Annotated in this window: 20 protein-coding genes; 10 read left to right on the top strand and 10 right to left on the bottom strand. The window is 71.4% G+C overall.

The window, feature by feature from the left end; translation table 11 throughout:
• Positions 1-161: 161 nt before the first annotated feature.
• A complete protein-coding gene (locus tag ABZS37_RS04955; RefSeq protein ID WP_355165629.1) occupies positions 162-665 on the bottom strand; it encodes a hypothetical protein in 504 nt (167 codons plus the stop codon).
• Positions 662-1,171, bottom strand: coding sequence for a SigE family RNA polymerase sigma factor (locus tag ABZS37_RS04950; RefSeq protein ID WP_355165905.1), 510 nt, complete (start codon positions 1,169-1,171; stop codon positions 662-664). Before ABZS37_RS04950 ends, ABZS37_RS04955 begins: the two co-directional genes overlap by 4 nt.
• Positions 1,172-1,310: 139 nt before the next feature.
• On the opposite strand from ABZS37_RS04950, the gene ABZS37_RS04945 reads away from it, so the two are divergent.
• On the top strand, positions 1,311-1,817 hold the full coding sequence (locus ABZS37_RS04945) for a hypothetical protein (RefSeq protein ID WP_355165627.1): 507 nt from the start codon (positions 1,311-1,313) through the stop codon (positions 1,815-1,817).
• Between the two features lie 124 nt (positions 1,818-1,941).
• Positions 1,942-2,676 (top strand): peptidase E, encoded by a 735-nt coding sequence (locus ABZS37_RS04940; RefSeq protein WP_355165625.1) that lies wholly within the window; start codon positions 1,942-1,944, stop codon positions 2,674-2,676.
• Between the two features lie 7 nt (positions 2,677-2,683).
• Here ABZS37_RS04940 and ABZS37_RS04935 read toward each other — a convergent pair whose 3' ends face one another.
• The 6 genes from ABZS37_RS04935 to ABZS37_RS04910 are packed head-to-tail and all read right to left on the bottom strand — an operon-like array spanning position 2,684 to position 5,419.
• Positions 2,684-3,031 carry a hypothetical protein gene (locus tag ABZS37_RS04935; RefSeq protein ID WP_354995150.1) on the bottom strand — a complete coding sequence of 116 codons (348 nt, stop codon included), beginning with the start codon at positions 3,029-3,031 and terminating at the stop codon, positions 2,684-2,686.
• A 29-nt stretch (positions 3,032-3,060) separates the two neighbouring features.
• A complete protein-coding gene (locus ABZS37_RS04930) occupies positions 3,061-3,615 on the bottom strand; it encodes a nucleotidyltransferase domain-containing protein (RefSeq protein ID WP_355165623.1) in 555 nt (184 codons plus the stop codon).
• Positions 3,612-4,181 carry an exonuclease gene (locus ABZS37_RS04925; protein ID WP_355165621.1) on the bottom strand — a complete coding sequence of 190 codons (570 nt, stop codon included), beginning with the start codon at positions 4,179-4,181 and terminating at the stop codon, positions 3,612-3,614. The genes ABZS37_RS04930 and ABZS37_RS04925 overlap by 4 nt, the downstream gene beginning before the upstream one ends.
• Entirely contained in the window at positions 4,178-4,669 is a 492-nt protein-coding gene (locus ABZS37_RS04920; protein ID WP_355165619.1) for a hypothetical protein, read from the bottom strand. The genes ABZS37_RS04925 and ABZS37_RS04920 overlap by 4 nt, the downstream gene beginning before the upstream one ends.
• An 8-nt stretch (positions 4,670-4,677) precedes the next feature.
• Entirely contained in the window at positions 4,678-4,995 is a 318-nt protein-coding gene (locus tag ABZS37_RS04915) for a hypothetical protein (protein WP_355165617.1), read from the bottom strand.
• A 4-nt stretch (positions 4,996-4,999) separates the two neighbouring features.
• Positions 5,000-5,419, bottom strand: a complete 420-nt coding sequence (locus ABZS37_RS04910; protein ID WP_355165615.1) for a YbaB/EbfC family nucleoid-associated protein — start codon at positions 5,417-5,419, stop codon at positions 5,000-5,002.
• Positions 5,420-5,577: 158 nt separating this feature from the next.
• Here ABZS37_RS04910 and ychF point away from each other — a divergent pair, with 158 nt between their 5' ends.
• Complete coding sequence (gene ychF / locus ABZS37_RS04905; protein WP_354995156.1) at positions 5,578-6,663, top strand: redox-regulated ATPase YchF; 1,086 nt, start codon at positions 5,578-5,580, stop codon at positions 6,661-6,663.
• Here ychF and ABZS37_RS04900 read toward each other — a convergent pair.
• Both ABZS37_RS04900 and ABZS37_RS04895 read right to left on the bottom strand, forming a co-directional pair.
• Positions 6,653-7,792 (bottom strand): site-specific integrase, encoded by a 1,140-nt coding sequence (locus ABZS37_RS04900; RefSeq protein WP_355165613.1) that lies wholly within the window; start codon positions 7,790-7,792, stop codon positions 6,653-6,655. The two genes, ychF and ABZS37_RS04900, sit on opposite strands and share 11 nt — an antisense overlap.
• Positions 7,785-8,240, bottom strand: a complete 456-nt coding sequence (locus tag ABZS37_RS04895; protein ID WP_355165611.1) for a helix-turn-helix transcriptional regulator — start codon at positions 8,238-8,240, stop codon at positions 7,785-7,787. Before ABZS37_RS04895 ends, ABZS37_RS04900 begins: the two co-directional genes overlap by 8 nt.
• Before the next feature lie 107 nt (positions 8,241-8,347).
• On the opposite strand from ABZS37_RS04895, the gene ABZS37_RS04890 reads away from it, so the two are divergent.
• The 7 genes from ABZS37_RS04890 (at position 8,348) to ABZS37_RS04860 (ending at position 12,832) form a co-directional block, all read left to right on the top strand.
• On the top strand, positions 8,348-8,533 hold the full coding sequence (locus tag ABZS37_RS04890; protein WP_355165609.1) for a helix-turn-helix domain-containing protein: 186 nt from the start codon (positions 8,348-8,350) through the stop codon (positions 8,531-8,533).
• Between the two features lies 1 nt (position 8,534).
• A complete protein-coding gene (locus ABZS37_RS04885) occupies positions 8,535-9,047 on the top strand; it encodes a hypothetical protein (RefSeq protein ID WP_355165607.1) in 513 nt (170 codons plus the stop codon).
• Positions 9,044-10,420 carry an AAA family ATPase gene (locus ABZS37_RS04880; RefSeq protein WP_355165605.1) on the top strand — a complete coding sequence of 459 codons (1,377 nt, stop codon included), beginning with the start codon at positions 9,044-9,046 and terminating at the stop codon, positions 10,418-10,420. Before ABZS37_RS04885 ends, ABZS37_RS04880 begins: the two co-directional genes overlap by 4 nt.
• Positions 10,417-11,055, top strand: a complete 639-nt coding sequence (locus ABZS37_RS04875; RefSeq protein ID WP_355165603.1) for a hypothetical protein — start codon at positions 10,417-10,419, stop codon at positions 11,053-11,055. The genes ABZS37_RS04880 and ABZS37_RS04875 overlap by 4 nt, the downstream gene beginning before the upstream one ends.
• On the top strand, positions 11,052-11,399 hold the full coding sequence (locus tag ABZS37_RS04870; RefSeq protein WP_355165601.1) for a hypothetical protein: 348 nt from the start codon (positions 11,052-11,054) through the stop codon (positions 11,397-11,399). The genes ABZS37_RS04875 and ABZS37_RS04870 overlap by 4 nt, the downstream gene beginning before the upstream one ends.
• Before the next feature lie 282 nt (positions 11,400-11,681).
• Positions 11,682-12,101, top strand: a complete 420-nt coding sequence (locus ABZS37_RS04865; RefSeq protein WP_355165599.1) for a hypothetical protein — start codon at positions 11,682-11,684, stop codon at positions 12,099-12,101.
• The gene (locus ABZS37_RS04860) at positions 12,098-12,832 is read left to right on the top strand and encodes a hypothetical protein (RefSeq protein ID WP_355165597.1); all 735 of its coding nucleotides are present in this window, start codon (positions 12,098-12,100) and stop codon (positions 12,830-12,832) included. The genes ABZS37_RS04865 and ABZS37_RS04860 overlap by 4 nt, the downstream gene beginning before the upstream one ends.
• Positions 12,833-12,845: the final 13 nt, after the last annotated feature.

The following is a 12,845-nucleotide window of genomic DNA, read 5'->3' as shown; positions in this document are numbered from 1 at the left end:
TGTTCGCCGTGCTGGGCGGCGCATGCCGGTGCGGGGAATGCCGGGCGATGGTGACCAGGATCTCCGACCGCTCCTCGCTCGACAGCTCAGGGAGCTGGGGCGGCGGGCTTGCCGAGGGCGGTCGGACCGGGCGGGAGACCGCCCGGTCCGACCGGATCTGATCAGCTCGCCGGGGCGGGCCCCTCACCCGGCTCGGCGGGGATCCGGGTGACCGACGCCCGCATCGGGCTCGGCACGCCGGGAGGGCTCAGCGATGCCGGCGTTTGCATTGGGCTCGGCTTGCCCGGCACGCCGGGTTCGCCTGGCCTGCCGGGCACGCCGGGAGGCCCCGGCGGGCTCGACGTGACCGTCGGCATCACCGGGCCCGGCTGGTCGGGCTGGCTGGGCACGCCGGGCGGCCCGGACGGGTTGGGGGCGGGCGCGCCCGCCGGGCCCGCTGGGCTGGGCGCGGCCGGTGGAGGTCCGTCCGAGCCGGTCGCGGCCAGGGCGATCGGGGTGGCGATCAGGATCGCCGCCAGGGCGCCCACCGCCCCCATCGTCACCGTGGCGCGGCGCCGGTTGCGCACCCGCCGTTCCGCTCGATTCAACTGGTCATGCACGATCGGTGCCTCCTCGGCCAGGTCGATGAGGGTGGTGCGGATGAGGTGCTCGACGGGATCGCTCATCGCCGTACCTCCAGCAGTTCGATCTCCGGCAGGAGCGCCCGCAGTCGGCTGACCGCCCGGTGGGTACGGCTGCGCACCGTGCCCACCGAGCAGCCCAGCAACTCGGCAACCTGGGCTTCGGGCAGGTCCTCGTAGTAGCGCAGGACCACCACCGCCCGCTGTGCCGATGGCAGGTGGCCCAGCGCGGCGCGCATCGCCAACCGCACGTCTGAGCCGCCGCTCGGGTCGGCGCCGACCGGTTCGTCGGCCGGGTTGAGCGGCGTCTCCCGCCACCGACGCAGTCGCCGCCACCAGCTGATCTGCTCGCGGTACATCACCACGCGCAGATACCCCTCCGGGTCGGCGTGCCGGATGCTCCCCCACTTGGGGATGGTCCGCGCCAACGCCGACTGGAACAGGTCCTCGGCGGCGCTGCGGTTCCCGGTCAGCAGGTACGCGACCCGCATCAGCGCCGGAGTCCGGCTGGCGACGAACTCGGCCAACCGGGCTCGCTCGTCCTCGTCCACCCACCACCCCGTTTCCTTGTCACCCATACAGACGCCCCAGGTCATCCTGGCTATCCACGTTGGAGGGCGAATTTTCCGTCCGAAAGTGTCGGTCGTGGCGGGTAACGTCCGGCCACCAACTCAAGAAGGGGTGCGGCCAATGGCGAGCGTGGCGGGTCGGGCGGCGGCGTCGACACAGGGCGCGTTCCCGCCGTTGCCCCGCGCGGTGGCGCAGTCCTTCTACCGCCGGATGCGGGCCGTGGCGCCGGCCGCCGTCGGCGCCATCGAACGGGACCGGGCGGGCGACCCCGAGCAGATCTTCTCCGACACCGCCTGCGGCCGGTTGGCGGGCTCACTCGACGACGCGGGTCTGCGGGCGCTCGGCATGTGGACGCACCACTGGTGCATGCGCTTCTACGACGACGACACCCGGGCCGGCCGGCGGCTGGTCCGGGAGATCGCCGCCCGGCCAGCGCTGGGCTGGACGGCCGACGAGGTGCGCTGGATGCTGCGTGAGTCGGTCGCCGCCGGCCCGGCCGCCGCCGAACGATTCACCCTGCCCCGTGCCGCCGCCGCGCAACTGCCCCCTGCCGACCGGCCGCTCGACGAGCTGCCCCCGGGTCATTGGCCCGAGGTCCAGGTGCCTCGCCAGCGGCGACCTGACTGACTGACTGAGGCTGCGCTGGCACGATGCGGCTGCCTGGCCGGATCGGTCGCCGCGCGGGTGGGTGCTCGGCCGCGGGCCGGCTGCGGCAGGATGGACGCCGCACCGCCCCGACGGAAGGACCCACATGCCCGCCAGCGAACCGACCATCGTCGCCACCAGCATGGGCTTCGTCCGGGGCGACCGGGGGCCTTACGACATGCGCCCCAGCCCCGTCTTCGAGCTGGCGGCCGAGCTGGCCGAGGCCGGTCCGCAGCCGCGGGTCTGCTACCTCGGGCAGGCCGTCGGCGACCAGCCCACCTCGCTGACCGCTGTCTACGGCGCGTTCGCCGACACCCGGTTCCGACTGTCGCACCTCGCCCTGTTCCCCATGCCGAACGTCGAGGACGTCCGCGCCCACCTGCTCGCCCAGGACGTGATCTGGGTCGGCGGCGGCAGCGTGGCCAACCTGGTCGCGGTCTGGCGGGTGCACGGGCTCGACGAGATCCTGCACGAATGCTGGCAGGCCGGCGTGGTGCTGGCAGGCGTCTCCGCCGGCTCGATCTGCTGGCATGTCGGCGGTGCCACCGACAGCTTCGGCCCCCGGCTGCGCGGCTTCACCGAGGGCCTGGCCTGGCTGCCGTACGGCAACGGGGTGCACTACGACAGCGAGGGTCAGCGGCGCCCGCTGATGCACGAGCTGGTCGGCGACGGGACGCTGCCGACCAGCCACTGCACCGACGACGGGGTCGGCCTGGTCTACCGGGGCACCCGCCTGGTCGAGGCAATCGCGGACCGTGAGGGCGTTTCGGCGTACGAGGTCAGCCGCGGCGCGGACGGCAGCGTCCGGGAGGCGGTCATCGCCCCGCGTCTGCTCGGCTGAGAGCGGGTCAGACGCGGTCCTCGAACGCGGCGCACACGGTCGCTCGTGCCTGCGGGCCCTCGATCGCCCGCAGTAGCTCTCGGGCCAGGCCGATCTGGTGCCCCTCGTCGACCGTGTTGTCCATCGGGGTCAGCTCCACCCGCCACCGGAAGTAGAGGTAGTCGTCCTCGTCCGTGGCGGCGAGCTGCGGGTCGGCGTCCTCGTTGGGGTTGATCTCCAACAGGTTGCCGCGTACGTCCACGGAGTCGCGCCGGTAGGGCACCGCGTCGGGCAGCCGGGTGCGGATCCGGTCCAGCAGCTCCGCCGCTGTCAGCGGGCCGTCGACCATGATGAGGAACTGCAACGTCGTCTGCACGTCTGCCACCTTGCCAGATGCCGGTCCGCTCAATCGAGCGGGAGGAACGGGCCGTTGTCGAACTTGCCGCCGCGGCGCAGCACCGAGAACTGCACCTTGTGCGGCACGTGCGTGTCCATCAGCTCGCGACGCAGATGGGTGAAGTCGGTGCCCAGGTCGAAGCTGGCGAGCTGACCGTTCACGTTGATCCGGCGCAGCATGGTCTTACGCAGCCGAGTCCCGTCCGGTGCCCGCGACAGGGAGCGTTCGGCGAGGTTGAAGAAGGTGTCGTCGTCGACGATCAGCGCCACGTCGATGTCGGAGTCGGGGCGGGCGGTGCCGCGTACCCGGCTGCCGTGGGCGACCAGGTCGCCGTCGGGAAGCCCGGCCTGCCGCTGGGTCTGCCGGGCGCCTCGGGCGAACCGGGTCCACTGTCGCTCGGTGAAGCCCTGCGGGATGTGCCGGGCGGCCCGGGTGGTCGCCTGCTCCGCCGCCTCGCCGGCCACGTCGTCGGCCTTGCGCATCATGCTCCGGGCGGCCTGCGCCACGATGCCCCGGGCGGCCGTTGTGGCCCCGTCCGGCAGGTCCCGGCGTCGCCCGGTCACGCCGGCTCGTCCGACTGCCGGCGGCGCAGTACCGCGTCGAAGACCTGCGCCAGCTCGGCGGCGTCCTCCCCGGCGTGGTGTGTGTGGGGCACGTCGTGCAGGCCCAGCTCGTGCTTGATTTTGCCTTTTCGGGTCTGGACCCACTCGCTGCCGGTCAGGCCCATCCAGTAGCTCCGCAGGTCGACGCCCGAGCCGGTGGCACCGAACGGGCTGTGCCCGACGAACCGGACGAAGTACCAGTGCACGAACATGCCGTCCCAGACGGCCGGTGCGGCGAGGAAGACCGGACGCCCGACCCGGCGTAGCCCGTTGACCCAGGCCGCCGCCGCGGCCATCGCCTCCTGCGGCTGGGGTGCCTCCCGGAGCAGGCGCTCCCGGTCCAGGCCCGACACGGCGAGGGCCGCCGGCACGAACTCGTCGGAGATGGGGCGCAGCTCTGTGTAGAAGGCCATGTCCGGGTGGCCGGTCACGGCCATCCCCAGCGAGATCATGCTGTACGGCCCGGGGATCGGGCCGTCCGCCTCCACATCGACGGCGATATACAGCTCGGGCAGCGGAGAGGTCATCCCAGCACCACCCCGATGGCCTGGTCGATCAGCATGTTGAGGACGATGTCGGTGAGCTTCTTGAAAACGGGGATCTCCAGCAGAGAGGCACCGAACGTCGGCGCGGCCGTCGCGATCGCCTGGATGATCTGCACCAGCAGGATGATCAGCTGGACGATCACGTTGATCTTCAGAGCGAGGACGATGAGCGCGCACACGAAGAGCGTCGCGGCCACCATCTGCGCACCGGTGCCCCCGTCCCGGAGCACCGAGATCGCCGACCCGCCGGCCTCCCAGCGCTGCTGGAACGCGGCCAGCGCGTCGCCCTGGTTGCCGTCCAGCACCCGTTGCGCCGCCGCCGTGCCCTCTGCCGCCGCGCTGTTCAGCGAGTCGGCCATCTCCATCCACATCTGCCCGAGCTCGAACATCTTCGTCTCGTCCGACTTGGGCCACGTGTAACCCAGCTCGTTGAGCAGGCCGGCGAGTTCGCCCGGCAGCATGATGCCCATCGATCCGCCTACCAGCTCATCGTCGTGAACTGGGCGTCGTTGTCCTGCTCGACCAGGTCGTACTGATCGGCCATCAGGCTCAGGCCGTCACCGAAGCCGCGCAGCCCGTCGACGACCGACCCGAGGCACTCCGCCGCGATCTCCTCGGCCACCTGGTACGACATGCCGATCAGGCCGCCCACGTCATCGTCACCGAAGATGTCGCCCATCGAGGCCGTCCGCGCGCGCAGCGCCTCCCACTGCCCGGCGAGCTGCTCGGCCACCGTCGTCAGGTGGCCGCCGCCCTGACGCAGTGCGGGTGGATGGACCTGCAGGTCGTCGCGCATGTCGTCACCTCGCTGACTGCTGGATGCGCCGCACCGCATCGGTGAGGGCGTCGGTCATCGCTGCCATGCTGCGCACCGACTCGTTCTGCAACTCGTCGAGCTTCTCGCCAAGGACCACCGGGTCCACCGGCGGCGCGTCCACGGCCGCCTCGCCGGCCTGGAGTCGCAGGTCGTCCAGCGCGGCATTGACCGCCAGGGTGATCTGCTCGCCGAGCAGTTCGGCGCCCATCCGCAGAGCGCGAGGGTCCACCGTCACCGACTCGACCCGTTGGCCGACCATGGCCACCTCGACCTGGCCGCCCGCTGCGGATCCCGTGCCCCGCGCCTGCTCGACGGCCAGACCGTCGCCGGGCACCTGCCCTGTCGACCTCATCGACGCCAGTGCCTGTCGGGTCTGCTGGAACAGCCGGTCGAATTCCGTCACCTGGTCCACAACGCCCCCTAACGCCGCACGCGACATCGAAAAGGGTAGCAACGGGACCGCGCCGTCGTGGTCCGCCGACGTGGCGGCCGGTGGTCCGGCGCGACCCGATCGGAGCCGCCTGGACCGGTCTGGACGCGACCGGCGTAAGCTGGCCCGTCGTGAGTCTCTCCATCGGCATCGTCGGCCTGCCCAACGTCGGCAAGAGCACGCTTTTCAACGCGTTGACCAAGAACGACGTGCTGGCGGCGAACTACCCGTTCGCCACCATCGAGCCCAACGTCGGCGTGGTCGGGCTGCCTGACGAGCGGCTGGGCAAGCTGGCCGAGATCTTCTCCTCGCAGAAGGTGCTGCCGGCCCCGGTGTCGTTCGTCGACATCGCCGGCCTGGTTCGCGGTGCGTCCAAGGGACAGGGTCGGGGCAACGCCTTCCTGGCCAACATCCGGGACGCCTCGGCGATCTGCCAGGTCGTCCGGGCCTTCTCCGACCCGAACGTGGTGCACGTCGACGGCAAGATCTCCCCGGCCGACGACATCGAGACGATCAACACCGAGCTGATCCTCGCCGACCTGCAGACCCTGGACAAGGCGCTGCCCCGGTTGGAGAAGGAGGCCAAGCTCCGCAAGGACCGGGCCGCCGCGGTCGCCGCCGCGAAGGCCGCCATCGAGGTGCTCGACGGCGGCACCACCCTCTACTCCGGGGCCGCCGCAGCCAAGATCGAGCTGGAGCACCTGCGCGAGCTGCACCTGCTCACCACCAAGCCGTTCCTGTACGTCTTCAACGTCGACGAGGCCGAGCTGGCCAACGCCACGTTCCTCGACGAGCTGCGCGCCCTGGTCGCCCCCGCCGAGGCCGTCTTCATGGATGCGAAGATCGAATCCGAACTGGTGGACCTGCCCGACGATGAGGCCCGCGAGCTGCTGGAGTCGATCGGGCAGAACGAGCCCGGCCTCAACCAGCTCGTCCGGGTCGGCTTCCGCACCCTCGGCCTCCAGACGTACCTCACGGCCGGCCCCAAGGAAGCGCGCGCCTGGACCGTCCCGGTCGGCGCCACCGCGCCGGAGGCCGCGGGCGTCATCCACAGCGACTTCCAGCGCGGCTTCATCAAGGCCGAGGTGGTCTCGTACCACGACCTGGTCGAGTTCGGCTCGATGGCGGCGGCCAAGGCGGCGGGCAAGGTCCGCATCGAAGGCAAGGAGTACGTCATGCAGGACGGCGACGTCGTGGAGTTCCGCTTCAACGTCTGACGAAACGCCGTGACCTGCGGGAACGCCGCTCAGGCCGCGAGTCAGTCCGCGTGTGGTCCGCGCTTCCCTTCCGCCAGGCGTTCTCCACCGCCTTGCGGGTCCGCTCTTCGGAGTCCGGCATCAGGTGCCCGTACGTCGAGAGCACCAACTTGGCGTTCTTGTGGCCGAGCCGTTCAGCGACCGCGACGACCGACTCGCCAGCGTGGAGTAGAACGCTCGCGTAGTGGTGCCGCAGGTCGTGGGGCGTCGTGCCGTCCGGGAGCCCTGACGCTGCCACGGCGGCCTGAAAGATCCGCGTGCCGTAGTAGTCGTGGCGGTACGGCTGCCCGAACCGCGTCGTGAACACCGTGCCGTCTGCCGGCGGCGGGAAGGCCGCGACGTGCGCGGTCAGCGCCTCCGCCACGGGCGCCGGCAGCGGCACGGTGCGTTCCGACCAGGCCGTCTTCGGGGCTGTCCGAGTGCGCTCGCCGGGCGCGATCTGCGTCTCCACGCGGACCACCTTGCCCGCGAAGTCGACATCGGCCAGGCGTAGCGCGAGCAGTTCACCGATGCGCAGCCCCAGCCCCGCCTGCGTGAGCACCATCGCCCGATTCCGTGGCGGCATCGCCGCCGCCAGGTCGTGAACCTGCTCGACCGTCAACGGGACGACCCGCTTCTGCTGCGACTCGGGCATCGTCAGTCGAGCCGCGAACGGCGACGACCCGACCAGCCGGTCGTGCTGCGCGCTGGTGTAGATCGAGCGGACCAGCGACACCAGTAGCCGCAGCGTCGATGGCGACAGGCCCTGACTGCGATCTGTCACCCACGCCTGGGCGTCGGAGGGAAGTACCTGAACGAGTCGGCGGGTTCCGATGCTGGTGCCCTCGATGTGCGTACGGATCAGCGAGTCGACCCGCCTGACCGTGCGCGGGTTGTGCGGCCGGGCCGCGGCCCACCGGCGGGCGTACTGCGCGACCGTGGTCCGGTCGGTCGGGTCGATGTACTGCCCGCGCAGCTTGTCGCCCTCCACGATGGCCAGCCAGGCATCCGCGTCGCGCTTCTTCGTGAAGTGCTTCGCGTGCTCCTTGCCGGACAGGTCGCGCCACCGAGCGCGGTACTTCCCGTCAGGCCGCTTGGCGACGTTACCCATCCCGGCGCTCTTCGTAGTCCCGGATGGACGCCTCCAGGCGCACCCGCGCGTCACGGAGGGCCGCCACGGAACCCTCAGCCTCCTGCGCCTCTCGGTCCGCCCTCACCCGCACCCTGGCGAGGTGTTCCCGGGCGGCGGCCTCCTGTCTGCGCGTCTCTTCGAGCAGCACCTGCGCCTGCTCGTACTCCTCGGCCGTGAGTGGTGGCTTCCCTCCGGCGTACTGGTCCAGTCGAAGGCCGAGCACCTGCGCGAGGGCTGCCACCTCGTTCAGTCGGATGGCCCGTTCGCCTCGCTCAAGCCGTGCGATCGCCGTCTGGTGCAGCTCCAGCCCTGCCGACTCCCGCAGGTGGCGTGCCAACGCCTCCTGACTCCAGCCGCGCAGCTCCCGCGCCTCCCTGACCTGTCCGCCGAATCTCTGCTCTGCCGTTGAAGTGTCCGTATGCGTCACGCGCATGACTCTAAATGCGCGCGGAGCTTGACGGCAAGCGTTGGTCATGCTTGAGTTCATGAGCGAAACGCATCATCGCTGTATGCGACTGACGCATTGGAGTCGTCATGGAGAAGTACCTGACCACCGAAGAGGTCGCGGCCCTCACCCGCAGCACGCCGAGCACCGTTCGGTACTGGCGGCACATGGGCAAGGGGCCGCGCGGGATCAAGCGCGGAAAGCGGGTCCTCTACGCCGAGCGCGACGTCGCCGCCTGGCTCGCCGAGGACGACGACGCGACGGTGGCCGCCTGAGATGACGCAGACACACAGCCGCCCCGCGGGCAACGGGGCGGCGGCAGAGCAGGTCGGCGAGACCAGTAGCCAGTCTACGCACGCCACCGACACGCTGCGCCCCCTCGCCGGATGGTGCCCGCCCGGTGGCTGCCCGGTGCGAGTCGCCGGGCAGATCCAGCGCGCTGCCGTCATGGCGCACGCCATCGGCCGGGCCTACGAGCGCGCGGAACTCGCCGAGCTGGCCATGACGACCTGGGCGCCGATCGCCCGGCGCACCCGCGAGCAGTGGGTCGCCGCACGCATCGCCGAGATGGAAGCCGCAGCGCAGCGTGTCGCCACCGACCTGCTCGACCGGTACGGGCGGGTGCCGTGGACCTACACCGGTGGCCCGGTCGACTGGAACACCGGCCGACCCGTGAGCGACGGCGACTGGCTTCCGCTGGTCGACGGTCTGTACCACTGCTCGTGCCGGCGGCTGCCCGACGGTCGGCACCGCGTGCCCGACGACGCACCGATCGGAGCGGCAGCGTGAACGAGGACTGGACCGACGACCAGATCGCCGACGCCGCCATCGCGGCCGGCTTCGTCGACGAAGAGCCCGAGCGGCCCCGCCGGCGCCTGGTCCTCACCGCGGCGTCGGATATCGAGCCCGAGCCGGTGGTATGGGCGTGGCGCCACGAAGACGACCTGACCGACGGCAGTGGACGCATCCCGCTCGGGTCGCTGTCCGTCGCCGCTGGCCGCGAAGGCACCGGGAAGAGCAGCTTCGGCATCTGGCTCGCAGCCATGATCACGCGCGGCACGCTGCCCGGGTCGCTGTACGGCCAGCCTCGCGCGGTCATCTATGCCGCCGTGGAGGACTCCTGGAAGTACACCCTGGTGCCCCGGCTCATCGCCGCCGGGGCGGACCTGACGAAGGTGTTCCGGGTCGAAGTCGTCGAGGACGAACAGGACGGCACCACGCTGTCCCTGCCCGTCGACAACTCCCTGTTGGAACGGGAGATGCGCCGGGTCGGCGCCGCGCTGCTCGTCCTCGACCCGCTCATGTCGACCATCGGGGCCGGCATCGACACCCACCGCGAGCGTGACGTCCGGGTCGCCCTCGACCCGCTCGCCCGCCTCGCCGACCGTGCCCGCTGCGTCGTGCTCGGGATCGCCCACTTCAACAAGGGCGCCGGTACCGACCCGTCGTCGCTCATCACTGGGTCGGGCGCGTTCAAGAACGTTCCCCGGTCGGTGTTCGGCTTCGCTGCCGACCCAGAGGGCGGCCGGGTGATGACGCAGACGAAGAACAGCCTGGGTCGCCTGGACCTGCCGTCGCTGAGCTACGAGATCGAGGGCGTCGAGATCCCCACCCGCCTCGGGCCGGCGCACGTCGGCCGGCTCGTGTGGCTCGGTGAGTCCGACCGGTCGGTGACGGACATCCTCAGCGACCGGGGGGACCCCGAGGACCAGGAGGACCGCAAGGACGCCGCTGACTGGCTCCGCGGCTACCTGGTCGACCAGGGCGGCGAGGCGTCCGCCGTGGACGTGTTCAAGGCCGGCGAGAAGGACGGGTTCCGCAAGGACGCGCTCAAGCGGGCCAAGCGGAAGGCCGGGGTGCTCTCCGAGAAGAGCGGCATGGACGCCGGCTGGATGTGGCGACTCAAGCCCGCCGAAGGGAGCGAAGGGAGCAAGGGAGCAGACGGTATAGAGCCCGCTCCCTTCGTGCTCCCTTCGGAGCACGATCCCGCGAAGGGAGCACCGAAGGGAGCACCGCCTAGGGAACTGCGTCCTTCGCTCCCTTCGCTCCCTTCGCTCCCTTCGGAGCCCGACAGCCCTCACTCCTGGTGGGTCGCCAGCAACCGACCCGAACACCCCAACTGCCTCGCCTGCCGAGCCATGCGCCCTGGAGGTGCCGCGTGACCCCCACCCTGGCCCTGGAGCGTCTGATGCTGCATCCCGCCTACGAGCAGTTCGTCGAGCAGCTGCGCGCGGTCGCACCCGTCGGGCACGTCGACCAGCTCGACGCCGCCACCAGCGACGCCCTACGCCTCATGACCGACACCGGCCGTGCCATCCTCGGCACCAGCCAGGCCCACGGCGCAGACGCAGCCGACATCCCCTCATGGCTGCGCCTCGGCCTGCTCGACACCCTCACCGGGTGGGCGGACGGCCGGGCCTCGACGTGCCGGCACCAGCCCACCCCCGACCGGCCGCAGCCGGTGATCGCTGCGGCGTGGAAGCCCGGCTTGGTGACCTGCCCCGGCTGCGTCTACCTCACCGCGCTTCCCCGCAACAGCGTCCGTGACCGCACCTGCGACGCCTGCGGACGAGAGTGCGCCGGCCCGCAGCACGGGGACGGCATCTACCCGGGCATGGTCCAACTCGGACCGCTGATCTACCAGTACGGCACCTGCGGCGACTGTCGACCGTCCACGGCCAGCGGCAACCCGCTCAGCGCCACGCTGCCGGCCGAACAGGACTCCCTGAGGGGTACGGGAAGGGTCCAACCACGAGGCTCACGAGGACGCAGGCGCGGGAAGGGCGGTCGGCGGTGAGGCGCTGCCTGATCTGCCCCGCCGCCGCCGGGCAGTCCCTCGCCATTGGCTGGACCACCCGCACCCTCCGCGCACCCGTCATCTACCGCAGTGCCCTCGGCGGCGGCACGGCCGACACCCCCGCTGGCGAACACCGGCTGTGCCCCACCTGCTCGGCGTGGCTGCCCGAGCACCGGGACCGGATGCTGCCGCCAGCCGTGCTCGACGGCATCGAGGCCACCGTCGGCGCGGCCGACCTCCACCCGGCCACCGCCCGACGGTTGCGCCTGGAGCTGGTCGGCATGGTGCGTCACCTCGCCGAGGCGCTCACCCAGCCCGGCAACACCACCCCGGGGCCTGCGTGAGCACCCCCTGGGGGGAAGACCCCAACGCCCCTCCAACCGGGGACCGCCGGGGAGGTCGTTTTCCGTCTGTACGGATCTGGGACTTGGCAGACCCGTACGGAGGTGACGCCCGGTGACCCGCCTGCGGACGTTCGCTGACCTGACCGCCCCGTTGAGGCGGTGTGAGGTGTGCGGGCACGAGATGCCACAGCCGGCGCATCAGGGCAACCCGCGCCGGTTCGGCTGCGAGGGGTGCCGGGTGTGGTCGTACAGGAACCCAGGGCAGGCGAGGGAGTGCCAGCGGTGCGCGACAGCGACGCTGAGCGGCCAGCAGCATCCCTGATCGCCGCTGGCGGGGTGTTCCTACCCGGCCATCTCGCCGAGCCGATATGGCGCACCCTGCGAGAGGACATCGCCCGCCGCCAGCGCGACGGCGGGCGAGTGCGCCCGGAAGTCACTCAAGCCCTGGAGGTGCTGCGGGCCGCAGCAATGGCCCACCTGTCCGCGCACGGACACGACGCGCGGACCTTCACGGACGCCAGGCCACAGTTACCCCCGACACCACTGGTGACCACCGCCGACATGGCGACCCGACTCAAGGTGACCGAGCGGCACGCCCGCCGGATCGCCCACGCCGAGGGCGTCAAGCCGGTGGCCCGGAACCTGTGGGACCGCGAAGACGTGGCCGCACTGGTGGCCCGCAGAGGAGGCACGCCGAGATGACCGCACCGGACCAGGACGAGGCCCTGCAGAAGCTGCTCCAGGCGCTACGCGGCGGCAGCTCTACCAGCCCGGCCGGCGCGGCGGTGCCGCCCAGCCTGCCGCCGGTCAACGAAGACCCCATGTACCTGGGCGCGGAGACGCTGCAACGGTCGTACCTGACGCGGGCTGCGGAGATCCGGGGGAACTTCGACATCACCGACCTGGCCAAGGCCCAGCAGATCGCCAAACTGTGGGTGGACACCTGCGCGCAGCTGGTGGAGTTCGGGGAAGACATCCAGGCCCGTCGCACCGCCCGCGCGGAGTGGATCGAACGACAGTTGCCGGTCGGCCCAGGGATCCCCGCCGACGTCAGCCCCGCCGACCGGGTCGTACTGAACGCGGCGTGGCGTACCGCGTGGGAGCGGGTCACTGCCGGCGACCACAAGCGCCGCCAGCAGCTGCTGGCCGAGGCCACGAGGTTCGGTGACGACACGTTGAAGCGGGCCGTCCTGACCGCCTGCCTCGACCTAAGCGAGACGGACACCGTCGACGAGTGGACGAAGAGCCACGACCCGGCCACCGGCGCGCTGCTCACGGAGTGGCGGTACCTGCGATCGCTGATCGCCGGGGACCACTTCGACAACAGGTGGGAGCCGCTGACGTTCCGCAAGCCTCCGAAGCCGGGCGAGGTCAACGAACTACCGCGGCTGGAGAGGGCGCGCGAGGCTGCCCAACGGGGCGCCGGTCGGTAGAGCCCAGACCCCC

This window comes from Micromonospora sp. NPDC005413, from assembly GCF_040606435.1.
GTDB lineage: Bacteria > Actinomycetota > Actinomycetes > Mycobacteriales > Micromonosporaceae > Micromonospora.
Note: the sequence above shows the minus strand (reverse complement) of the source record. Positions and strands in the feature narration are given on the sequence as shown.